The sequence below is a fragment of the Chryseobacterium sp. 22458 genome (assembly GCF_052044975.1).
Classification (GTDB): domain Bacteria; phylum Bacteroidota; class Bacteroidia; order Flavobacteriales; family Weeksellaceae; genus Chryseobacterium.
Genome location: NZ_JBQEOA010000005.1, coordinates 46,736 through 70,160, shown reverse-complemented (window position 1 = coordinate 70,160; position 23,425 = coordinate 46,736). Strand labels below are relative to the sequence as shown.

Below are 23,425 nucleotides of genomic sequence, written 5' to 3'. Positions count from 1 at the left end.
ATTTATAATGATTATAAATTGCGGAATTCTTCGGTTATCAGTAACTTTATAAAAATTTCAATCACAATGAATTACAGAATCGAAAAAGACACCATGGGAGAAGTGCAGGTTCCTGCAGACAAGCTTTGGGGTGCACAGACGGAACGTTCCAGAAACAATTTTAAAATCGGGCCGGAAGGTTCTATGCCGCACGAAATTATTGAGGCCTTTGCTTATCTGAAAAAGGCAGCAGCATTTACCAACACCGATCTTGGGGTGCTTCCCGCAGAGAAAAGGGATATGATCGCTAAAGTTTGTGAGGAAATTCTTGAAGGTAAACTCGATGATCAGTTCCCTCTGGTAATCTGGCAGACCGGCTCGGGGACGCAATCCAATATGAATGTCAATGAAGTAATTTCAAACAGGGCCCATGTGAATAACGGCGGAACTTTAGGAGAAAAATCTGAGGTTCACCCCAATGATGATGTAAATAAATCTCAGTCATCCAATGACACCTATCCTACGGCAATGCACATTGCTGCTTATAAAAAAGTAGTGGAAGTTACGATCCCTGCTGTAGAAAAGCTGAAAAATACCCTTGCTGAAAAGTCTCAGGCATTCAAAGATGTGGTAAAGATCGGTAGAACCCACCTGATGGATGCTACACCGCTTACTCTGGGACAGGAATTTTCAGGATATGTTGCCCAGCTGGAGTTTGGCTTGAGAGCTTTAAAGAATACTTTGCCTCACCTTTCCGAACTTGCATTAGGCGGAACCGCTGTAGGTACGGGGTTGAACACACCTAACAGCTACGATGTAAAAGTAGCTGAATATATTGCCAGGTTTACAAATCTTCCTTTCATTACCGCTGAAAATAAATTTGAGGCACTGGCTGCTCATGACGCCATTGTTGAAAGTCACGGCGCTTTAAAACAACTTGCTGTTTCATTATTCAAAATCGCTCAGGATATCAGATTGCTTGCTTCAGGACCACGTTCGGGAATCGGAGAAATCTTTATTCCTGAAAACGAACCGGGATCTTCTATTATGCCGGGGAAAGTAAATCCTACTCAGAACGAAGCATTAACAATGGTTTGTGCACAGGTTCTCGGAAATGACACTACTATTTCTTTTGCAGGAACTCAGGGGAATTATGAACTGAACGTTTTTAAACCTGTAATGGCTTACAATTTCTTACAGTCTGCTCAATTGATCGCTGATGCATGTATTTCATTCAATGATCACTGTGCTGTAGGTATCGAACCTAATCACGAGAGAATTAAAGAACTGGTAGACAAATCCTTAATGCTTGTTACAGCTCTGAATACTCATATCGGCTATGAAAACGCAGCAAAGATTGCCAAAACAGCTCATAAAAACGGTACAACACTTAAAGAAGAAGCCATCAATCTGGGTCTTGTCACGACAGAACAGTTTGATGAATGGGTAAAACCTGAAGATATGGTGGGAAGCCTGAAATAAAATACCTGATTTATTCATAGATTATAATAAAACTCCGGAGCCAAAATGGCTCCGGAGTTTTCAGTTAATATGAATGCTATTATTTAATCTAATCCGATAGCTAAACCAAAGATCAGGGCTTTATCATTTTTAAAATAGCTGTCTTTAAAGAAATTACTGAAATCTTTTTTCACAAAAAGGCTGAAACCATTATAAGAGAAGGTAAGCTGTGCTCCGTATACAAAAGGATTTACCTGATAATTTCCCCTGTCTCTGATCTCCCCGTCATTTCCTTTTACAATATTATTGGTAGACATTTTTACCCCTCCATATAGATTGGCTCCTATTTTAAATCCTCTGCCATAGCTGCGATACTGGATATCCATCCCTGCGTTTTTAAGCTTTGAAAAATTATACTGTATCCCAAGCGGAACTATGATATAACCTGTTCTCAACTTACTTTTATCCAGATTCCCGTTATATTGGCTAAGAGCAACGCCATATCCGGGATCTTTTGTAAAAAACATATTATTATCCGCTCTGATGGTTCTCCATGAAAACCCCAGCCCGGAAATAACAGCCCATGGACTTGTTCTGCTAAGCTGATAATTCAATTTCAATCCAAATTCAAGATTGTTGGCATAACCAATGTTTTTATCGAGTTCATTATCGGAAAGATTGTTCGTTAATGTCATGATCCCATAAGAAAAGTACCCGCTAAAGCTTCTGGTAGGGCGGAATTTCTTTAAAAGCTTTTCTTTAAGCTCCTCGTTAGAAGTAACATCCGTATTTAAAAGTGAATATCTTACCTGTTTCTGAATAACATCATCCAGATCAAATCCCAGTTCTTCAATTCTCTTATCCATTTTTTCAGAATAACGGTCTGCAATCTGAGCTTTTTCTCTGTCAAAATCGGCTTTATCAAGATTTCTGGCTTTCAAAACCTCAAGTTCAGCCTCCATCAGCTTCTTTTCTTCCTGAATGATAGCGTTGATCTTAGCAGCATATTCCTCTACCTTTTCTTTCACAATAGGACTTACCTCAGTATCCTTTTTAGACAGATTGATGTTCAATGTCTTTTGTGCATGGAATGATGCTGAGAAAAAGCACACCAGTCCCATCAGGATTAATTTCTTGATCATAGTATTAATTTTTAATTATTTAACGGATAAATTATTTGGCATTCAGCTCTATTGTGGCAACATTGCTTCCGTCTTTCGTTTTTTCAATGACGTCTTTATGTTCTACTGAAAAGAGCAGCGTAGAAGGGTCTACATATTTTTTCTTTTTGCCTGGAATTTTCGCAGAATCGGCTTTAGCTATGATTTTCGGGTTAGAAATCTGAATAGGAACAAGCTTTTTATCGGAAGCGGCGTCTTTAAGGATCACTTTCTTTTCGTCAATAGCCAGTGCGGAAATGGTTTCTGTTTCCTGTGGAGAAGTTATTTTTTTCACTTCTTTTTTTCCGTTTTTCTTATTCGTCAGAGCAACGTTATTCTGTGCAGGTTCTTTTATAATATGTTGCTGATCAATTGAATGTACAGCTGTTTCTACGATCTGCGGCTGGGTTTCAGAAGTTCCGCTAAGGAAATACAGAACGGTTCCGAGGCTGAAAGTTAATATCAGGCACGCTGCCATCAGCAACCGGTTTATTTTAAATTTAGATTGGGCATTCATTGTATTCTGAAGCTCAATTTCAGACCAAAGATCCCGTGAAGGGGCAATTTCCCGTTCATCGATCTGTTTTTTGATCTGGAACTCAAGGTTATCTTTAGATGTGTTCATTTTTCATTTTTTTTTGTTGTTGAAAGTAAATCTTTCTTAATTTTTCCTTTGCCCGGAACAATTGTGTTTTGCTCACCGCCGTTGAGATCTGCAAAGTATCGGCAATTTCCTGATGGGAATACTCTTCCAGCACATAAAGATTGAAAACCATCCTGTACGCATCCGGCAGCTGATCCAGCAGTTCCTGCGCATTAAAATCAAAATCAATGTCCGGCTCGTGAAAATCCTCATGAAAAGACTGATTGATCTCATCCAGATAGAATACCGTTTTATGGCTTTTGATAAAATTCAGGCATTCGTTTACAACAATCCGTCTTGCCCAACTCTCCAGGTTTGATTCTCCCCTGAAGCTTTCTATATGTTTAAAGATTTTACAGAATGCTTTAATGAGACAATCTTCAGCCTGATACCCGTCACTGACATAGCTTTTGCTTATACTCAGAAATTTTTTCACATTCTGATCATAGAAAAGTTTCTGTGCTGCCGGATCCTGTTTCTTCAGGCGGCTTAGCAGATCATCCTTTTTATTTCCGAACAAAAGTTTCATTCTAATGCTGTTTCTAATCTAAAGACAATAAAAATTGAAAAAGGTTACACAAAAAAATATTTTTTTACTCTAAAGCTGTTCTATTCATTAAAAAAGGCAGAAAAAACAAAGCTTTCCTACCTCTCTATACTTTTATTTATCCGATTTCTGATCCGGAAACCTGATCTGCAAAGTACTGTTCCAGATCTTTCAGCGTTTCAGGGTTGGTCCGGATATCCTTTACCATCTGTCCTTTGTTTACCACCACAATTCTGTTACAAACCTCTGTGGTATGAGACAGGTCGTGACTCGAGATCAGAAAGGTCACCCCATCCTGCTTAGACAATTCCCGGATCAGATTTTTCAGTTTGATCTGGGTAGACGGGTCGAGATTGGCAAAAGGTTCATCAAGAATAATGATTTCCGGGTTTCCGATGATGGCCCCTACAATACCTACTTTTTTCTGATTTCCTTTTGAAAGGTCACGGATATACTTCCCAGATATAAGGATCTCTCCATTAAAAAAATCATGAAAAGGTTTCAGAAATTCATCTACGGAAGCTTTGTTCTGACCTCTCAGCTCACCAATAAAATAGAAATATTCTTCTGGTGTCAGGTAACCAATGAGAAAGGTATCGTCTACAAAGGCTGAAACTTTATTTTTCCAGGCTTCAGATTCACTGACTTTTATGCCGTCAATGCTTACAAATCCTGTTGTAGCCTGTATCAGATCCAGCATCAGGCTGAAAAGAGTGGTCTTGCCTGCCCCGTTATTTCCTACGAGGCCAAAGGTTTCGCCGTTTGGAATTTCAAGATGTTCAATTTTCAGAACCGTTGCTGTTCCGTATGTTTTGGATAGATTATTTATACTGATCATGGCTTATTCTTTATTTTTAAAAGCATCCAATGTGCTGTATTTTTCTTTTTTATAATGTTTTACGATAATATCAAAGATCTTTTCTCTCAACAAAAAGCCTGCAAGTCCTATAATGGCAATACTTACCACTCCTGTTGTAATTCCGAAGAAATATTTTGCCAAAGCAAAAACGCCCATTGGAAGTAACATTTTAGGGATCAGCAGAAGCAAAGCAACCATATTGAAGCTTCCTTTCTGGCCAAGTCTTTTTTCTTTTGAATTAAGGTCAATCTGGGTTTTATTGAATGCTCCCGACCAGAGCGTAAACTGAGAATTCACCCCGATATTATATACTCCTGCCGCTAGAAAGGTAATATATAATTCCCAGCCAAAATATGTATAGAACAAAGCAATAATCATAGAGGCTCCTGTTATTATATTCATCAGCCACCATTTGGCCTTCAGATATTCTTTGTAGGGTACATTCAACGTCATCATCAGAGGATAGTAGGAGCTGTCAAAGGCCGGAACTCTCTGCCCGAATAAAAACTGAAAGCCTCCTGTAACGAAAAGCCCCATCACCATAATCATGGCCGGTGTTTTATACAAAGGTGAAGTGAGCATTAAGAGTCCGTAAAACAGAAACATAAAGCTCCCCAGCAAGATTCCTTTCGTGACTTTGTTACGTTTCAACATTTTAATATCATTGTTGATAAATGTCCCGATAGCACCGTACTTATTTAAAAAAGCAATATTTTCTGTTTTTCCTACGGTTTTTTTGGCTTCAAGTCCCTGATCCAGATAGAATTCTTTCCGTAGATACCTGAAGCACAAAGCCCATAAACCGGCAAATAAAGCAACCGGAATCAAAGCATAATAAGGTTTCTCATAAAAGCTGTAGAAAACTGATCCGGAGTAAAACAGAACGGGAACAATATTATAATAAGCCAGAGCCCCGATGCTCAAAAAACATATTCCGACTACAGTGGCCAGAATTTCTTTCCCGTTAAAGAAAATATTGATAAAGTTATTCAGATAAAGCAACGAGAGAATTCCTGTCAGCCATACCAATACGCCTGAAATGCTATATCCGTTGAATAATGCAATGGCAGAAAAGGTAATAAAGAAAAGTGAGCTTAGCCAGCTGAATGCTGAAAGAAAAGTTTTGATCAGCATATAATTGACCAGTGTATTTTTTCTGATATTCAGCGTAAGAAATGGCTTTATATTCTGTGTGGGAATTTCCTGCCAGAGGTATTTCACCATAAGATCAATAATCCATGCCACGATCATGAATTTTGACACCAGCTTTAAAGGATCCTGATGCAATTCTTCCTGTACATAGAAAAAGACAATAAAAGCACCACCTACAAGACATCCCATGAAATAAAGAATTCCTATAAAACGGAAAATTTTCATGGCGAGATTGATCCCTAAAGAACTGCCACGGAAAAAGCTTTTGATTTCAAGCCTGAGGAACTTCAGAAACATATGTTAGTTTTCTACATTAGTAAGTATAATGCTAAAAACGTTACAAATTTCTCACGAATATGATTCCATCAACAAAGAATATATACGGTAATCATTGAAAGTTTACAGTTTAGGTTCTATCCTATAAGCTCTTTCGCCTGCGCCAAAGCTGCTTCCGTTATCTTACTTCCGGAAAGGAGCTGTGCAATTTCATTCAGCTTTTCTTCATCATTTAAAGGGATGATGGTAGATTGTGTTCTTCCTGCAATGTCCTGCTTCACTACTTTATAGTTGTCATTTCCTTTTGCAGCCACCTGTGCCAGGTGAGAAATCACGATCAGCTGCATATCTTCAGACATTTCACGCATCAGATTTCCGATCTCCTCAGCTACTTTACCGGAAACTCCGGTGTCAATCTCATCTAAAATAAGGGTAGGAAGCTCATCACTTTCTGCAATGATCTTCTTTACAGCAAGCATTACTCTTGATCTTTCACCTCCTGAAATGGCAGTCTGAATCGGCTTTAACGGGAACCCGGAATTGGCCTGAAATAACAGTTGAATATTCTCTTTTCCAAATGGGTTGAACTCCTGAGCATCCTGCAGTTCTATATCTACTTTTGCTTTCTCAAGCCCCAGTTTTTTAAGAAGACCTTCTGCTTTTTTTATAAAAACAGGAATATTTTTTTTACGGTTTTTTGATAGTTTTTCAGCAAGAACCTGTAACTGTTTTTCTTTTTCAGTTATATTTTCTTCTGTTTCTGTAATCTGTAATTCCAGCTCGGATGCTCCTTTCTGATCACCGGCCAACTGGTTTCTGATGTCTATCAGTTCATCAAGATCCGAAACATTATGCTTCAGGAATAAGGCATTGATTTTATTATTAAGATCTGTAAGATATAGTAAATTTTCAGGATTGATCTCAACCCGTTCAGCCTCATGTTCCAACTCGGAAATGATATCTTTTAATTCCACAAAGGAGGTTTCCAGTCTTTGATCAAGTTCTGCAAAGCTGGCAGAAACCCCGGAAATCTTCGAAAGTTTGGCTTTAGCTTCATTAAAGAAAGAAAGAATTCCGATTTCCTCCTGATGGAAGCGGGACAAGATCTGCCCTACATTTTCGGAGATCATGCCTGCATTTTCCTGAATGGAAAGCTGGTTTTTAATATCTTCAAAATCTATATCATCAAGCTTCAGTTCTTCCAGCTCATTGAGTAGAAATTCTTTATAGTCACTTTCTTTATTGGCTTCTGAAAGCTGTACCTTCAACTTTTTAAGAAGGACCTTCAGATTCTGAAAGTCAGAAAATTCCTGCTGATATTCTTCGATGATCTTTTTATTTTCGGAAAGTCCGTCAATAATTTTAAACTGATATTCTGAGGTAAAAAGATTGGAGGTTTCAAACTGCGAATGGATATCGATCAGCTGGGAAGAAAGTTCCCGGAGAACATCCAGCGTCACCGGAACATCGTTGATAAATGCCCTTGATTTTCCTGAAGGAAGAATTTCCCTTCTGATAATGGTCTGATGCTCGTAATCCAGATCGTTTTCGATGAAAAATTTCTTAAACTGATTGTTAAGATTAAACTCAGTTTCCACCACGCTCTTTTCTTCTGCTTTCGCAATGGATTTTACATCAGCTCTTTCGCCTAAAATCAGGCGAAGTGCTCCTAAAATGATAGATTTTCCTGCTCCTGTTTCACCGGTTATGACCTGTAAACCATTTTTCAATGATACATCAAGGGTATCAATCAGAGCAAAATTTTTAATGTAAATTCTCGAAAGCATTGATAAATGACGGATTACTTTAAATGCAAATATAGAACTTTAGAAATCAGTATTCAATAGTCAGGGTATGGCAATCCTATTAAATTTTTTAAATACCTCTATTGAAAGAGGAATCCCCTTTCACCAATCCTGAAATGACAATCGCTTTTACAGCAAATCATTCATGTTATCTCAATTCCGGTTCAAAAAAGCCTTACAGCTATTGAAGGCCCTTAAGGGTTACTTTAAAATTATAGCCGTAACTGAAAACATTTTCTGTTATCATCCATAGATCCTAGACCTTCCATTTATTCCATTTATTATCAATGTTTTTCGGAGAAAGGATGATCATGGTCTGCTTTAAATCGTTAAGCATTAAGCCACCGTTATTTCCGGAATTGAAAATATTGAAGATCTCATCACTTTTGGTATCCATAAAAAGATTGAAAAAGAATGCCTGCTGAAAGGAGTTTTCATACATTTTCAACTGCATCAGGGCATCAAAGATCACTTTTTTGCCTGCAGTCTGATCTTGATTGAAAAGATTATCCAATCCGGCTCTGTGATAGGTATACATTGTAGAGCGTAGCTGGCTCCAGTTCGGGTTGATAATTTCATTGATCAGGATGGTACGGCTTCTCGGCTCATTGATGGTATTCCACCCTTCATAGTTTCTGTTCTGTGAATTCTGAGCGATTTGCTGAGCTTTTGCAAACCATTGTGTACCTCCCATCGATTGAAAGCTGTCTGCATCATAGCCCAGAATAAGGTAAATGTAGAAGCTGATCACATCTGTAAGGTTTTTACCTGAAAACTGTCTTTCATTGAAGATAAGGTTTTCATTTTCAATATATTCAAAGGCAAACCTCTGGTCCTGAAGGTTCAGAAGAGGAGTTTCATAGTTGGTGTTGTAAACAGGGCGTACTGCCTGAACAACGATAGACCCTTTGAATTTGTTCACGTCTCTTTCTGAAATAACAATGGCAAATCCACATTTTATTTTTTCAAAATTCTGAAGTTTTTTCCCAGTCCAGCTGGTGTTATTAATGAAATCTCTGAGACTTTTTTCCAGTGCTTTAAAGGCCTGCTGATTACTTCCTCCTATCTGCTGGGAATTTACCTGAACTGTAGCAAGCAATTCCTGAGAAAAACTTTGAGTATACAGAAAAAACAGAAAAAATAAACTTATAATTTTTTTCATATGGAGACTTATTGTTTTTTAAATGACCTCTGTAATCGCAATGTATTCATAGATATTTACCTTTCTCACGATTTCACTGTCTATTAAAAATTGAGAACGGAAATTTATTAAAATTATTTTAAAAGTTGAGACTCAACAAAATTGAGAATATCACGGGCTACATCATCTTTAGATTTCAGGTCGAATTCTTTCTTTTCTGTTTTGGTAAATATCTTGATTTTGTTGGTATCATTTTTAAATCCGGCACCTTCATCCCGCAGGGAGTTCAGGACAATCATATCCAGATTTTTCTTTTCCAGTTTTCCTTTTGCATTTTCTTCCTCATTCTGGGTTTCCAGGGCAAATCCGACCAGAAACTGATGGGTTTTCTTTTCGCCCATTGTTTTAAGGATATCCGGATTCTTTACCAGTTCAATGGTAAGGTTATCGTCATTTTTCTTGATTTTTTCTTTGGCTACTTCTTTCGGTGCATAATCTGCTACGGCTGCACTTGCAATTCCGATATCGATTCTGTCGTAAAACTCAAATACTTTCGCCAGCATTTCTTTGGCGGAAGTCACTTTATACAATTCCACATTGGGATCGTTTAGAGTCTGGACGCTTGGCCCTGAAATAAGAATCACCTTTGCTCCTCTCTTTGAAGCCTCTTCAGCAAGGGAAAAGCCCATTTTTCCGGAAGAATGATTCCCGATAAACCTTACAGGATCAATCGCTTCATAAGTGGGTCCTGCTGTAATTAAAACAGTTTTTCCTTCAAGGCTTCTGGTCTGTACACTTTCAGCAAAAAATCGTTCAACAGTAGCAAAAATAGTGGTGGGCTCTGCCATTCTTCCCTGTCCGATGAGACCGCTTGCCAATTCTCCGCTTTCTGCCGGGATTATGATATGGCCGAAACTTGCTGCCAGTTCCAGATTTTTCTTTGTAGAGGGATGTGCATACATATCCAAATCCATCGCCGGTGCGATGAAAACCGGACATTTCGCAGACATATAAGTAGCAATTACCAGATTATCGCAAGCACCGTGAACCATTTTAGACAGGGTGTTTGCCGTACAAGGAGCTACAATCATCACATCAGCCCATAATGCAAGCTCCACATGACTGTTCCAGGTTCCGTTATCACCATAAAAGTCTGAATAAACAGGCTTTTTAGACAAGGTAGACAAACTCAGTTTTGTTACAAAATGTTCTGAATCGGGTGTCATTATTACCTGTACTTCTGCTCCTTTTTTCACAAAATCCCTTATCAGAAAATGAATTTTGTAAGCTGCAATTCCTCCGGAAACGGCGATCAGTATTTTTTTACCGGAAACACTCATTTAGTTTTAATTTTTTGAAATACTAAAATACTTATTTTTTCCCACAATCAGGCTTTAAAACAGCAAAGGTCATAAAAGAACTTCATTCCTTTATGACCTTTGTTTATAAAAAACACAGATGATTACTTTCTGTCTTCTGTTTTTCTGAAATAGATATCTTCATTTAACCATTCTTCGATAGCAATTGAAGTTGGCTTTGGAAGTTTTTCGTAATGTTTAGAGATCTCAATCTGTTCTCTGTTTTCGAAAACCTCTTCTAATGTAGAATTGTGAACGGCAAATTCATCCAATTTGTTGTGAAGTTCCGTACGGATCTCCGCATTGATCTGCTCTGCTCTCTTTCCCATGATAACAATAGCTTCATAGATTGAACCTACTTTATCTTCAATCTTATCTTTGTCGTAAGTAATAGTATTTACTTCTGCTTTTGTATCTTTTACACTCATTTTGAGAAAATTATTTTTATTTTAAGATGGCAAATTTACGAATTATCTTTGAATTTTGAAAGTCGCTGCAGGAGGAGGGGTCTTAAGCGCTGCACTATCCCTCTGCATCTGCTTTGCCTGCTTTTCATGACTGATCTGATCTTTGATCTGCTGTTCGGTTTTATTGGCTTCAGCTAATTTTTCGGCCTGTTTTTTCTGTTTTGCATTTAACGCAGCCATTCTTTCTTCTGTCTGCTTCTTCACCACAGCAAAATTCTGTTTTTCTTTCTCCAGTTTTCCTCTGAGATCTACAGCAGATTTTGAATATTCTGTATTTGGCAGTTCTTTCTCTACCAGTTTTGTATAGGTTAAGGCACTTTCAATACGCTCTTCCTTAAGATTATAAACAGATTTCATCGCCAGCTCGTAACGGGATTTCATGATATAATCATAGATCTTCGGACGAAGTTTTGTACTTGGGAAGTCTTCCAGTACATTTTCCAATGCTACGCCTGCTGCTTTGTAGTCCCCCATTTTAAAGTACTGACGTCCGTTTTCGTATGCTTTAAATTCTAGTTTATAAGCCAGCTCATCAATAAGCTGGGAGATATTTTTAGATCTTTCAGAATTCGGATAATTGGTAAGGAAATCCTGAAGCTCATTAATAGCCAATTCGGTACTGGACTGGTCCAGATTATAATCCATAGACCCTTCATAGTAGCACAATGCAGACATATAAGCTGCTTCTTCTGCTCTCGGATCTTTTGGGAAATTCACTGCAAAATTCTTAAACTGATGACCGGCCAGCTTATAACTTTTGTCATAATAGTTGGCATATGCGGTATTGAAGCCTACATTAGGAAAATCATCTGTTCCTGCTACAAGATTAGCAAGTCTGTCATAAAGTGCCAATGCATTTTTCCATTTTTTCTTAGCAAAGTTTTCATTAGCCGCTTTTAAGATAAAATCTTTGTCTGCACTTCTCATTGCTCTTTCCTGCTGGCTTACACAAGACGCAATCACTGCTACAGCAAAAAGACCTAAAATATATTTTTTCATATAAAAAATTCAACAGTTTTCGGATTATACAGCCGATTTACTAATTTGCAAAAATATAACTTTTTTGTCAATAGATTTTTTTTTATGAATATTTAACGTAATTTTAGTCTGCAGCGTATCCCAAAATGGCAAAAACACTTAATAAAAGATTCATTCTCACCTTTTTTTCCGCTTCTTTGTTGTAGGTCTCTTCATTTTTACTGGGAACGTAAAGCTCATAAAAGTTTTTATTCCTGATCACAAATAATGTGGAACCAATAATCATGGTGAGAATATCTTCAGGCTTTGGAGTGAAGGTAAAAACTCCGGAGGCGACACCTTTTTTAATGACTTCATCCAGTTTTTTTACAAATAACTGATAAAAATCCAGCAGTTCATCTTTCAGGTTTTCTGTATGGCGAAGTTCCTGGGTCACAAATCCATGGAAATAATTGTATTTGAACAGCTGGGAAACGATGTATTTGATCATTTCACGCATCTGCATTTCAGGCTTTCCATCTTTAATGGTATCCGCAAATTCTGAAAAGTTTTCTCTGGTCTTCAGAACCCTGTACTGATAAAGGTAAGACATCATTTTCTCTTTAGAACCGAAGTAATAAGAGATCATGGCGACATTAATATTTGCTTTGGAACAGATATCCCTTACAGAAGTTCCCTCATATCCTTTTTTTGCGATCAGCTCTTCCGCAATATCTAATATGTGAATCTGTTTTTCTGTAAATTTTTTTTTCATAAAGTGCAGTTTGAGTAAAGTTAAGAAATTTTTAACAGATTTATAAACGATCGTTTAATAATTTTACATTAATTCGGGAAAACATTATTTTTGAAAATGGAATTTTTTGATTTTCATCACCATAAGAAATACATCAGAAACGGAATTTACAATCTCGATATCGAAGGAATTCCGCCGGATTTTCCGTATTCTATAGGAATTCACCCCAAAGATATTGCGACAGATAATCTGGAAAAACAGTTTTCGTGGATGCAAAGTATGATGTTTAACAACTGCTTTGCTGTGGGTGAGTGTGGGTTGGACTCTCTGGTTCCTGTGGATCAGAAAATTCAGGAAGAAGTTTTTTTAAGACAGATCAATATAGCGAATGAGGTAAAAAAACCCATCATCGTACATTGTGTCAGAAAATTCTACGAAGTCATTTCTTTTAGAAAAATGGCCAGCCAGCCAATGATTATCCATGGTTTTAACAAGAAACAGCGAATTGCATCAGATCTTTTAGCCAATAATTTTTACCTGAGTTTTGGAAAAGCTGTTTTGTATAATTTATCTTTGCAGGATATTTTAAAAAACACACCCCTGAATCAATTCTTTTTAGAAACTGACAATGAAGATTTTAGCATAGAAGAACTCTATGTAAAAGTTTCGGAAATAAAGGGAATTACTTTGGAACAACTGAACGAACAAATTTTAGACAATTTACACACGATAAAAAATGGATAAATACTGGCTGGAGAGAACGGAACTTCTGATAAAGGAAGATGGATTGGAAAAGCTGATCAAAGCTAATGTGCTTGTAGTAGGCTTGGGCGGAGTAGGTTCTTTTGCCGCTGAGTTCCTTGCCAGAGCCGGAGTAGGTAATATGACGATTGTGGATGGCGATACGGTGGATATTACTAATATTAACAGACAGCTTCCGGCCTTGCACTCTACGGTTGGACAACATAAGGTAGAAGTAGTCGCAGAAAGACTGCTGGACATCAATCCCCAGCTGAACGTCATCAAAATCAATGAATTCCTGAATCCTGAAAGGATGGATGAAGTTCTTGATTCCGGAAAGTTTGATTATGTTCTTGACTGTATCGACAGTGTAACTCCAAAGATTTGCCTGATAAAATCTGCCAGAAGAAGAAAAATAAAAATTGTAAGTTCAATGGGTGCCGGGGGAAAAACCGACCCGAGCATGGTGATGGTAAGAGACATCAGCAAAACCCACAACTGTTTCCTTGCCAAACAGGTCCGAAAAAGGCTGAAAAAGGAAAATATCAACAAAGGTTTCCGATGTGTATTTTCTAATGAAATTCAAAAGGAGGAGAGTCTGAAAATGACTGACGGGAGCAACTTCAAAAAATCATTTTACGGTACGATCAGCTTTATACCTGCTATTTTCGGGTTGTATGCTGCTGCCGAAGTGATCAATTATTTAGTGAAAAAAGATTAATGCAGAATTCCAAATATCCCAGAGCGGAAAAGCTTAAAAAAAATACAGAGATCAGTTTACTTTTTGATAAGGGTAAATGGAGAACTTCCGGAAATCTGAGAATCATTATTCTGAAGGATAAACCTAATACTCCCGTAGAGGCTACTAAGTTCGGGGTTTCCGTTTCTAAAAGATATTTTAAAAGAGCGGTACACAGAAACCGTATTAAAAGGCTGCTAAGAGAGTGTTATCGTCTGAATAAGGATTTATTTCATGAAGCTTTTGGAAAAAAGACTCTTGCTATGATGTTTTGGGTCTCTTCAGAGATACCTCCCAAGTTTCAGGATGTGGAAGCGCAGTTTATCAAACTTTGTGAAAGCCAGAAAAAATAAACCTTACAACAATCACAAGGATCAATCTGTAATGCGCACCTCAAACACCCATGTAAATGATTGAAAAACAACAATCAAAGTTATTTTACATTGGTTTTACCGATTTTAAGTTTTTTATTTTTCAGAAAAATATACTCTCTTGAAATTAAGAACTATACATTGTAAATCTACTCTGATCTCATATACTTTTTGTACTTTTAGGGAAAACAATAAATCTGAAAATTAAAATGTTAGACAATATTCCCTATCTCTCTTATGTACTGAGTGCATTTATCGGCATCGGATTAGCTGCTGCAACTGGCTTCCGGGTCTTTCTACCCATGTTTATCGTAAGTCTTGCTTCTTATTTCCATTGGATTCCAATGAATGAGCATTTTGAGTGGCTTTCTGGCCTTCCTGCTCTTATAACGACAGGAATTGCAACAGTGGCTGAAATTCTTGCCTATTATATTCCTTTTATAGATCATTTACTGGATACGGTTTCTATTCCTATGGCTACTGTGGCGGGTTCTATCCTTTTTGCAAGTCAGTTTGCAGATCTGGGTACTTTTCCTCAGTGGGCTTTAGCATTAATTGCAGGCGGGGGAACTGCGGCTACCATCAGTTCAGGTTTTGCAGGAATACGGGCCGCTTCTACCGCAACCACAGGAGGTCTTGGAAATTCTGTAGTGGGAACCACTGAAACAGCCGGTGCAGGTATGATGACTGTTCTTGCAATGGCAGCACCCGTAATAGCAGCGATTGCAGCCATTATTTTACTTATCCTGGTTATTGTCTACGGACGGAAAGCATGGAGGAAACTACGGAAAAAAAGTACAGAACATTAGTTTTTACACTTCAGGTCTGTTCCGGGATCATCCCTGGAAATCAGCAGACGAATTCTTTCAGCATTTTCAGGAGATTTCAGCTGGCAATAGTAGTTGAATAACAGATTGAAAAGTTTTTTGTTTTGCTCAGGAATCAGTGCTTCATATTTTTTCAGGGCAATAAGGGCTTCTCTATTTCTATTGAGCATCTGAAGATATCCGACGCATTTTAACAGCAATCCTGTTTTTTCCGAAGGTTTTAGAAATGGCTCTCCATTATCATCTTCATCTGTTTCAAAAGCTTTTTCCGGGGTAATACTTTCAGCATACTGTAGTGCTTTGTTGATTTCTGCTATTGCTCTGTCATTCTGTTTTGTGAGAATTAACACCTGAATTTTCAAGCTTTTATATGTACTGATGTCAAAATCTGATATATCTTTTCTCTTTTCTGCTCTCAGAATGACATTAAGGGTTTCTGTATATTTTTTTAAGGAGAATAAAATCTGGGCTTTATTGAAAAGAGCTAATGAATTGTCCGGGTCTGTGGCTAAGACTTTATTATACATCTTTAAAGCATCCAAACTCTTTCCTTCAACGGTTAGATTGGCCGCTTTATCAAGCATTTCATTAAGATTTTCCCGAACGGCGGGTTTTCCGGAGAGATATTCTGTAATCAGAGGAATAAATTCCTTCATCGTCTCCTGATAATATTTCAGACAATCTGCATCCTTTTGAGAACCGGGTTTTCCACCAGATAAAAATTTATCAAAAAACTGTGCTTCAATTTCTACTTCAAAACTTCCGTTGCTATAGTTTACCAATACGGAACCGGAAAAGCTGCAATATTTATCTTTAGTATTAATTTTTTCAAAGGATGCCGATCCTACTATGCCGGGAAGCGAATTAAAAGATGATCCCACTGACTTCCACCCATTATTTATCAACAGTTTTGCCTGAGGCATTTCATGCAATCTGTTGATTGAGGTTTCTTCACTTAAATGCTTTACAGAAATTGTGGTTTCATATTTAAATGTATTAACCGGAAATTCTTCATCAAGCTTTATCTGGGCTGATGAAAAAGATAAAAAACCCAACAGTAAAAGATATGTCAGGTATATTCTCATCTATTTACCGCTTTTGCTATCATTGACATCCTTGATTTTTGCATTGAAATAGTCTGCTTTTTCAGGATATTTTTTCTTTAAGATTTCAAATGCTTTAACGGCTTTACTATATAATTTCTGCTCAAAATAAAGGTTAGCCAGCGTTTCGGTCATCAAATGGGAAATGTCATCGTTTTTTTCTTTTACCACATAGGTACTTTCTTCTTTTAACTGACTGATTTTAGGATTGTTTTCAATGAAATTTTCAATCGCTTTTTCTTTAATGACTTCTTTTTCCTTTTCAATTTCTTCTGTCCTGTCGATCTTCAGCCAGCTTTGCCATGTATTGATAAACCCGGGAACGTTACTGTCAGCCGAAGGTTGAGAAGAATTTTTCATCGTAACCGCCTGGGATTTTTCTTCCGCAGATTCTTTCTTATTTTCCTTTTGTTTTTCTTCAACGCTCAGACTTGAAATATCTGTACCAAAGAATGAGACATTCATTACTGGAACTTCTTCATCTTTTACAGGTATTTCACTTTCTGTAAGATCGTCTGTTTTTTTAGGCTTATCTGCAGTTTCCGCAACTTCTTCCACATCAGGTATTTCTTCTGCAGAAACTTCTTCTGATATTTCAGATTCTTGGGCTTCAGTTGATATTACAGGCTTTTCATCAGTAACGGAAACTTCCTGCGTTGGCACCTCTGCTACAGAAGACTGATTTCCAACCGTTTTACTGATTAATGAATCAGGCATATTAGACTCAACACTCATTGGTTTCCAGGTTGTAGTCTGAGTTTCCGGAATCTCTTCAGGTATAATTTCTTCTTTCGGCTCTTCAGCTACTACCGGTTCAGGTTTCAGACCTTGAACTTCAGAATGTTCTTCCTGTATCGCTCCTTCTGCTTTTAATTCTTCCGAAGCCGGAGACTCCTCACTGTTTGACCAGAAATGGAAGCTCTGGGTTTCCGCAAAGCTGATTTCATGATCCGGCGCTGATTCTGTTTCTTCTGTTACTTCTTCTTTCTGAGGAGCAGACTTCGTTTCCTTCATCTTTTTCTCGACCTCTTCGATCAGACGTCTCATTTCCTCTTCATGTTTATTTATACCAGGAACAGGCTGAGAAATTTCAGCAGATTGGGAAATTTCGTCGCTGGAAGTCTGTATTTTAATATCCGGCAGGAAAGTATCAGTCCCGTGAAAGCTTATTTCTGCATCAGATTCTTCTGCTTGTAGTGTTGTTTCCGAAGCGGAAATTTCTTTATTTTCAATAATGGATTCAGCATCTGAAAGTTCTTCACCCGTATTGTCTTCAATTGTTACTTCAGGAAGTATAGATTCTACCTCCTGGAAGCTGGTATTTTCTGTCTCTTCTACTTTTGTTTTTTCCGGTTCCGATGAAATTTCGTCTTCATTAATAACGATTTCCGGAGTAAAATCTTCTCCTGCATTTTTTTCAGCATTTACTTCAGGCAGTGCCGATTCCGTCTCGTGAAGGATTACATTCTCTGCTTTTTCTTCACCGGATTCGGGCGAAACCTCATCTTCATTAACTGAGTTTTCTGTATGAATATTTTCTTCTGCATTCTCTTCAATATCCACCTCCGGCAGGATAGGTTCTACTTCCTGAAAGCTAACATTTTCTTCGTCTTCTACTTTTGCTGTTTCGGACTCAGATAAAATTTCATCTTCATTGATGACCGTTTCCGGACTAAAATTTTCTCTAGCTTCAGCCTGAATTTGCTGCGGTTCATTTTGTTGAACAGGTTCTGGCTCCGACCCTGCTTTTTGGGTTACCAGTATTCCTGATTCCAAGGTAGATTCAATATCTATGGTTTCAGAGTTTTCTTCATCCAGGAAGTTTTCTTCTCCTTCAAACAAAATTCTGTTTCGTTCTCCGTTTACAAAGACAGGTTTCACGTCATGTGATATTGGTAATATGCAGGCAGCTGTCTCATCTTTAGCCTTCTCTTCAGAAGAAATATCTTCATCTCTTTTTATAGGGAATGCTTTGCTTTTATATGCAAACTGAGCTGGTTTTTCAACTGTTTTGGAAGGTTGGGCTTCCACAGCAGGTTCCTTTTTGGTTTCCTGCCTGATCTTTCCGTTGATCAGCTGGTAAAGAATCTTTTTATCTGTGGTATAGGCCGCCGTGACAGAAAGTTCTTTCTGATAGTTTTCTTTTTCATACAAGTGCACTCCATACAGGTGAAGCGCCCTGATATTTTGAATATAAGGAAAAGCGTGAATCTCTTCTTTCAAAAGACCAAGGTCTTCTGACTGAATATTTTTCGGATTTTTTATTAATTCTAAAACTCTTGGATTCATCTTACCAATTCGCTACAATGTCGTTAAATATTTTATTAATTATCCTTTCAGTAACAATTTTCACCTGTGACGTTTCGATATCATTCTGTGATAGATTGCTGTTGAAAGCTGCTTCATCAGTATAGGTTCTGTCAAAACTGGCATCAGGGCGTATCTTATTTTCATAATGCACTTTCACCGTAATGGTAAGTTTGTTCTGAGCCTGCTGAATAACTCCCCCGGCAGAATTGGTCTGCGTATTGGAGCTGATCGTAGTAGGAGTGATGGAATAATCTGTGATCTCACCTTCTATCAGCATATCAGGATTCTCCTTAGTTCCCTTCAACGTTGTTCTCTGCAAAAATCTGTTCTGAATATCAGTAGAGAACTGTTGGGATAATGTTGGGTTTACAAGTGGAGCATTATTGGGGAATTCATTGATCTGAACGGTTTGCTCGCCTTTCAGGGATGACCCGCTAAAGGAATAGCATGAATGTAAAGTTCCCAGCAGTGCAAAAAGAACTCCTGTAAGAATAGTTTGTCTGAGATTAATATTTTTGATCTTACTCCTCATTTTTATCTTATTTATTTCATCTTAATTAATTTCCGGACTTTTAAAGGTCAGAATATTAATCTTCCAGATTATACTGTTTTATTTTTCTGTATAAAGTTCTCTGCGAAATCCCCAACTCATCTGCAGCCCTGTTTCTACGACCTTTATGCTTCTCTAAAGCTTTTATGATCAGATCTTTCTCATTATTCTGAAGAGAAAGGGATTCCGGTCTGTTTTCTTCCACCTCAATATCCTCTATATCTTCGTAGCTGTCTTCAGGTGTCGAAATGATCGTAGGGTTTTGAACTGCCGGCGTATCATTATTATTTTCAAAATACAGCAAAGATCCTGAATTTACCTGTGGCTGGCTTTCCGGGGTATAAATCCTGTTGATCAGGTTTTTTTCATGATTACTCAGATCGCCCGCTCCCCTGTTCTTGATCAATTCCGAAGTTAAGGATTTTAAATCATTAATATCGCTTCTCATATCAAAGAGAATTTTATACATGATTTCCCTTTCACTTCCAAAATCGCTCTGCTTCGGAGTGTTGGGTGTATTCACCACCATAGGAAGGTGGGTTTCCATCGGGATATACTCGGCAAGTTTTTCTGCCGTAATATTTCTGTTTCTTTCCACAACGGTCATCTGCTCTACCAGGTTTCTCAGTTGACGGACGTTTCCAGGGAAAGAATAGTTTTCAATGTAATGAACTGCACTGGGCTCAAGCTCCAGCTCAGGCATTCTGTATTTTTCTGCGAAATCTATCGCAAATTTTCTGAATAATAAATGGATGTCTCCTTTTCTCTCTCTTAAAGGCGGCATATCAATCTGAACGGTATTGAGACGGTAGTAAAGATCCTCGCGGAATCTTCCGTCATGAATTGCCTTCATCATGTTGACATTGGTAGCCGCTACGATTCTCACATTGGTCTTCTGTACCTGTGAGGATCCTACTTTCATAAATTCCCCGCTTTCCAGAACTCTTAAAAGACGAACCTGTGTCTGTAAAGGTAATTCTCCCACTTCATCAAGGAAAATGGTTCCGCCGTCTGCAACTTCAAAATATCCTTTCCTTGTTGCTGTAGCTCCTGTAAAGGCTCCTTTTTCATGCCCGAATAATTCGGAATCTATTGTTCCTTCCGGAATTGCTCCACAGTTTACAACAATATAAGGCTGATGTTTTCTTCTGGATTCTGAATGAATGATTTTCGGAATAAATTCTTTTCCCACCCCACTTTCTCCAATAACTAAGACGGAGATATCCGTAGGGGCAACCTGAATGGATTTTTCCAATGCCCTGTTGAGTGCCGGAAAATTCCCGATAATTCCGAAACGGTTTTTTATGTTTTGTAACTCGTTGCTCATAAGTAAATTTTTGATTATTGATTTAATGTTAATCTTCTACAGCTCTGCAATCTGCTTTCTGTAGATTTTGTTAAAATGATGCGTATAAACATCCTTCATGATTTTTCCTTCATCATAAGTTTTTAATGCTAACATTTTCAAATCCAAATAATCTTTGTTCCTGATCTTAGAAACTTTACTTTTAAAGTATATGTTCTCAGCAAAGTCATATTCTTTGCTTTGTTTTTCAAAATTTTCGAGGGCTTTATCATGATTTCCCTGCTCAAAATAGGTCACCCCAAGCTGATAGTGATCAAACAGCCCTTTCACATAGCCTCTTGTAGCCAGAAGCTTTTCAATAATTCCTGTGGCTTTTTCTTTCTGTCCTAAAGCACTGTAAGACATTGCTTTTACGACTTCCAGATGGTAATCTCCGTTTAAGGATCTACCCAAGTCTTCAGGATAATATTGCTTAAGGGTTTCCAGATCCTGAATAGCACCGCTATAATCCCGCAGAAACTGGAACTTGCACCAGCCCCTGTATCCGAGATGCATTTTAGGATCTAAGGCAACGGCCTTATCAATCAGAATCTTCCAGGTAGAAAAATCCCCGTTTTTAAGGTAGGGAACGGCTTTCTCCATATAGGCATTGGAGAATTCCGGACAGAGTTCAATTGCTTTATCAAAGCCTTCCTGTGATTCCCGGGAACCTTGTAAATCTGAAGCCCAGTTGTATAACTCACAAGCTTTCTTGCAGTTCTCCCCCTCTACTGCATTACAGTTGACCTGTGCAATAGTATTGGTGTAAACGATAAGCAGCAAAAAGCTAAGGTAATACCTCTGAAACTTTTCCATTTTCAATTTTATAGGTTAAATACTGATAATAGCCTATTTTTAAACCTTTTATCTCTTTGGGCATCCAGCCGTCCAGCGATTTTGTAAAACGCAGAAGCTTATCGCCCAGTTCTTTATCTAAAACAGCTTCTTTCAGATCGGCATTCATTTGCTGAATCCTGAAAAGCCCTGTTTTTCCTTCACAATTTACTAAAAATCTAACGGTAATATAGCCGTTTATTTTACTTTCGGAAGATATTTTTTCATTGGTCAGTTTTTCTATAATGGCAATCTTCTCTCCTTTATAGTCAAATTCTTTTGTTCCCTGATAATATTGGACATCAATCTGCTTTTCAGGATAACATTTTCTGAAAACGGGATCATCCAGTTTTTCATCAAACTCAATATTCCCAACGGTTACTGGGTATTTGCCACTGCCTTTCTCAGCCTGACAGGACATCAGTATAAAAGAAAAGAACGCAACAAAAAAGTAAACCGCCCGTATCATAAAGCTTACAATTATTCAGCTATTCTCCCTAAAAGTGTGCCCTGAGTGTTGTCATGAACAAAAACGTCCACAATGTCACCTATTTTCTGCCCTTCAAGTTTATCGAATACACATACGGCATTTTGAGAATTTCTTCCCTTCCACTGGTTTTCGTTCTTTTTAGATGTTCCTTCGATCAGAATCTGATGTACTCTCCCTACATAAGATTTCATTCTATTCCTGGAAAGTTCACCCTGCAGGGCAATCACCTCTGCAAGACGTCTCTGCTTCACATCAGCAGGAATATTGTCTTCCATTTTTTTGTGAGCCGGAGTTCCCGGTCTTTCTGAATAAGCAAACATATAACCGTAGTCATACTCTACTTCTCTCATCAAGCTTAAGGTATCCTGGTGGTCTTGTTCTGATTCGTTACAGAATCCAACGATCATGTCCTGAGAAAAAGCTACTTCCGGAACAATTTCCTTGGCTTTTTTGATCAGATCCAGATATTCTTCACGGGTATGCTGTCTGTTCATCGCTTCAAGCATATTATTGCTTCCGCTTTGTACAGGCAAGTGTACATATTTACAGATATTATCGTGTTTTGCCATCATTCTGAAGACATCAAGACTCATATCCTGAGGGTTGGATGTTGAGAATCTGATTCTCATTTCAGGAACTGCTTTGGCAACCAGGTCAAGCAACTGTGCAAAATTCACGGCAGTAGCTTTCTGCATTTCAGAAGCTTTTGCAAAATCTTTTTTAGGTCCGCCTCCATACCACAGGTAAGAGTCTACGTTTTGTCCCAAAAGAGTGATTTCTTTATATCCGTTATTGGCCAGATCTTTACATTCATCAATAATTGAATGCGGATCACGGCTTCTCTCTCTTCCTCTGGTAAACGGAACAACACAGAAAGTACACATGTTATCACAACCTCTTGTAATGGTGACAAAGGCGGTTACTCCGTTTCCTCCTAAACGTACAGGATTAATGTCGGCATAAGTCTCTTCTTTGGAAAGGATTACATTGATCGCATCTCTTCCATCATCCGTTTCTTTCAGAAGGTTCGGCAGATCTCTGTAGGCATCAGGACCCACTACAAGGTCTACCAATTGCTCTTCTTCCAGGAATTTTGTTTTTAATCTTTCCGCCATACATCCAAGAACCCCCACCGTCATATTCGGTTTTTCTTTTTTCAGGTTTTTAAACTGGGAAAGACGCATTCTTACGGTCTGCTCAGCTTTCTCACGAATGGAGCAGGTATTTAACAGGATAAGATCGGCTTCTTCGGCCTTCATTGTTGTATTATATCCCTGTTCGTTAAGAATGGATGCAACAATCTCAGAGTCAGAGAAATTCATCTGACAGCCATAGCTTTCTAAAAACAGTTTTTTAGAATTCTCAGGTCTTTCTGCAATGGCAAAAGCTTCGCCCTGTTTTGTTTCGTCTATATATTTTTCCTGCACGATAATCAATTTAGGGTTCGTAATTTGAAATTACGAACAAATGAGTCTGCAAAGATACAAAATATTGTGACAGAATGGCAGGAGATTATTTTAACAAAATGATAAACTCAACACTTTCTTTTTGAAGAA

At 38.0% G+C, this 23,425-nt stretch carries 23 protein-coding genes; 5 read left to right on the top strand and 18 right to left on the bottom strand.

Annotation, left to right across the window (positions count from 1 at the left end):
- Positions 1-66: 66 nt before the first annotated feature.
- Complete coding sequence (fumC, locus tag ACTJJF_RS17780; RefSeq protein ID WP_440700514.1) at positions 67-1,461, top strand: class II fumarate hydratase; 1,395 nt, start codon at positions 67-69, stop codon at positions 1,459-1,461.
- Positions 1,462-1,544: 83 nt separating this feature from the next.
- Here fumC and ACTJJF_RS17775 read toward each other — a convergent pair whose 3' ends face one another.
- From ACTJJF_RS17775 to ACTJJF_RS17725, 11 genes are all read right to left on the bottom strand, one after another.
- Positions 1,545-2,582, bottom strand: coding sequence for a porin family protein (locus tag ACTJJF_RS17775; RefSeq protein WP_440700513.1), 1,038 nt, complete (start codon positions 2,580-2,582; stop codon positions 1,545-1,547).
- A 31-nt stretch (positions 2,583-2,613) separates the two neighbouring features.
- Positions 2,614-3,225 (bottom strand): hypothetical protein, encoded by a 612-nt coding sequence (locus tag ACTJJF_RS17770; RefSeq protein WP_440700512.1) that lies wholly within the window; start codon positions 3,223-3,225, stop codon positions 2,614-2,616.
- Positions 3,212-3,772 carry an RNA polymerase sigma factor gene (locus ACTJJF_RS17765; RefSeq protein ID WP_440700511.1) on the bottom strand — a complete coding sequence of 187 codons (561 nt, stop codon included), beginning with the start codon at positions 3,770-3,772 and terminating at the stop codon, positions 3,212-3,214. The genes ACTJJF_RS17770 and ACTJJF_RS17765 overlap by 14 nt, the downstream gene beginning before the upstream one ends.
- A 136-nt stretch (positions 3,773-3,908) precedes the next feature.
- Positions 3,909-4,628 (bottom strand): ABC transporter ATP-binding protein, encoded by a 720-nt coding sequence (locus ACTJJF_RS17760; RefSeq protein ID WP_440700510.1) that lies wholly within the window; start codon positions 4,626-4,628, stop codon positions 3,909-3,911.
- 3 nt (positions 4,629-4,631) lie between these two features.
- Entirely contained in the window at positions 4,632-6,098 is a 1,467-nt protein-coding gene (locus ACTJJF_RS17755) for a DUF5687 family protein (RefSeq protein WP_440700509.1), read from the bottom strand.
- Between the two features lie 116 nt (positions 6,099-6,214).
- The gene (locus ACTJJF_RS17750) at positions 6,215-7,864 is read right to left on the bottom strand and encodes a DNA repair protein RecN (RefSeq protein ID WP_312299053.1); all 1,650 of its coding nucleotides are present in this window, start codon (positions 7,862-7,864) and stop codon (positions 6,215-6,217) included.
- Between the two features lie 274 nt (positions 7,865-8,138).
- The gene (locus tag ACTJJF_RS17745; RefSeq protein WP_312299054.1) at positions 8,139-9,044 is read right to left on the bottom strand and encodes a DUF4835 family protein; all 906 of its coding nucleotides are present in this window, start codon (positions 9,042-9,044) and stop codon (positions 8,139-8,141) included.
- Positions 9,045-9,157: 113 nt separating this feature from the next.
- Positions 9,158-10,363, bottom strand: a complete 1,206-nt coding sequence (coaBC, locus tag ACTJJF_RS17740) for a bifunctional phosphopantothenoylcysteine decarboxylase/phosphopantothenate--cysteine ligase CoaBC (protein WP_440700508.1) — start codon at positions 10,361-10,363, stop codon at positions 9,158-9,160.
- Between the two features lie 122 nt (positions 10,364-10,485).
- Complete coding sequence (locus tag ACTJJF_RS17735) at positions 10,486-10,809, bottom strand: DNA-directed RNA polymerase subunit omega (protein ID WP_027372958.1); 324 nt, start codon at positions 10,807-10,809, stop codon at positions 10,486-10,488.
- Between the two features lie 42 nt (positions 10,810-10,851).
- Positions 10,852-11,847 carry an outer membrane protein assembly factor BamD gene (locus ACTJJF_RS17730; RefSeq protein WP_123843727.1) on the bottom strand — a complete coding sequence of 332 codons (996 nt, stop codon included), beginning with the start codon at positions 11,845-11,847 and terminating at the stop codon, positions 10,852-10,854.
- Between the two features lie 103 nt (positions 11,848-11,950).
- Positions 11,951-12,580 carry a TetR/AcrR family transcriptional regulator gene (locus tag ACTJJF_RS17725; RefSeq protein WP_312299060.1) on the bottom strand — a complete coding sequence of 210 codons (630 nt, stop codon included), beginning with the start codon at positions 12,578-12,580 and terminating at the stop codon, positions 11,951-11,953.
- A gap of 96 nt (positions 12,581-12,676) precedes the next feature.
- On the opposite strand from ACTJJF_RS17725, the gene ACTJJF_RS17720 reads away from it, so the two are divergent.
- The 4 genes from ACTJJF_RS17720 to ACTJJF_RS17705 all read left to right on the top strand — a co-directional run bounded on the left by ACTJJF_RS17720 (position 12,677) and on the right by ACTJJF_RS17705 (position 15,219).
- Entirely contained in the window at positions 12,677-13,303 is a 627-nt protein-coding gene (locus ACTJJF_RS17720) for a TatD family hydrolase (RefSeq protein WP_440700507.1), read from the top strand.
- The gene (locus tag ACTJJF_RS17715) at positions 13,296-14,021 is read left to right on the top strand and encodes a tRNA threonylcarbamoyladenosine dehydratase (RefSeq protein ID WP_440700506.1); all 726 of its coding nucleotides are present in this window, start codon (positions 13,296-13,298) and stop codon (positions 14,019-14,021) included. Before ACTJJF_RS17720 ends, ACTJJF_RS17715 begins: the two co-directional genes overlap by 8 nt.
- Entirely contained in the window at positions 14,021-14,392 is a 372-nt protein-coding gene (gene rnpA / locus ACTJJF_RS17710; RefSeq protein WP_440700505.1) for a ribonuclease P protein component, read from the top strand. The genes ACTJJF_RS17715 and rnpA overlap by 1 nt, the downstream gene beginning before the upstream one ends.
- Positions 14,393-14,619: 227 nt before the next feature.
- On the top strand, positions 14,620-15,219 hold the full coding sequence (locus tag ACTJJF_RS17705; protein ID WP_312299073.1) for a DUF4126 domain-containing protein: 600 nt from the start codon (positions 14,620-14,622) through the stop codon (positions 15,217-15,219).
- Here ACTJJF_RS17705 and ACTJJF_RS17700 read toward each other — a convergent pair.
- The 7 genes from ACTJJF_RS17700 to miaB are packed head-to-tail and all read right to left on the bottom strand — an operon-like array spanning position 15,216 to position 23,296.
- The gene (locus ACTJJF_RS17700) at positions 15,216-16,322 is read right to left on the bottom strand and encodes a tetratricopeptide repeat protein (RefSeq protein WP_440700504.1); all 1,107 of its coding nucleotides are present in this window, start codon (positions 16,320-16,322) and stop codon (positions 15,216-15,218) included. The genes ACTJJF_RS17705 and ACTJJF_RS17700 overlap by 4 nt on opposite strands.
- Positions 16,323-18,629, bottom strand: a complete 2,307-nt coding sequence (locus tag ACTJJF_RS17695; RefSeq protein ID WP_440700503.1) for a hypothetical protein — start codon at positions 18,627-18,629, stop codon at positions 16,323-16,325.
- A gap of 1 nt (position 18,630) precedes the next feature.
- Complete coding sequence (locus ACTJJF_RS17690) at positions 18,631-19,182, bottom strand: LptE family protein (protein ID WP_440700502.1); 552 nt, start codon at positions 19,180-19,182, stop codon at positions 18,631-18,633.
- A 55-nt stretch (positions 19,183-19,237) separates the two neighbouring features.
- Positions 19,238-20,527 (bottom strand): sigma-54 interaction domain-containing protein, encoded by a 1,290-nt coding sequence (locus ACTJJF_RS17685; protein ID WP_312299086.1) that lies wholly within the window; start codon positions 20,525-20,527, stop codon positions 19,238-19,240.
- Positions 20,528-20,563: 36 nt separating this feature from the next.
- Entirely contained in the window at positions 20,564-21,361 is a 798-nt protein-coding gene (locus ACTJJF_RS17680; RefSeq protein WP_312299088.1) for a tetratricopeptide repeat protein, read from the bottom strand.
- Positions 21,333-21,800 carry a hypothetical protein gene (locus ACTJJF_RS17675; protein WP_440700501.1) on the bottom strand — a complete coding sequence of 156 codons (468 nt, stop codon included), beginning with the start codon at positions 21,798-21,800 and terminating at the stop codon, positions 21,333-21,335. Before ACTJJF_RS17675 ends, ACTJJF_RS17680 begins: the two co-directional genes overlap by 29 nt.
- Before the next feature lie 59 nt (positions 21,801-21,859).
- Complete coding sequence (miaB, locus tag ACTJJF_RS17670) at positions 21,860-23,296, bottom strand: tRNA (N6-isopentenyl adenosine(37)-C2)-methylthiotransferase MiaB (RefSeq protein ID WP_440700500.1); 1,437 nt, start codon at positions 23,294-23,296, stop codon at positions 21,860-21,862.
- Between the last annotated feature and the right edge of the window lie 129 nt (positions 23,297-23,425).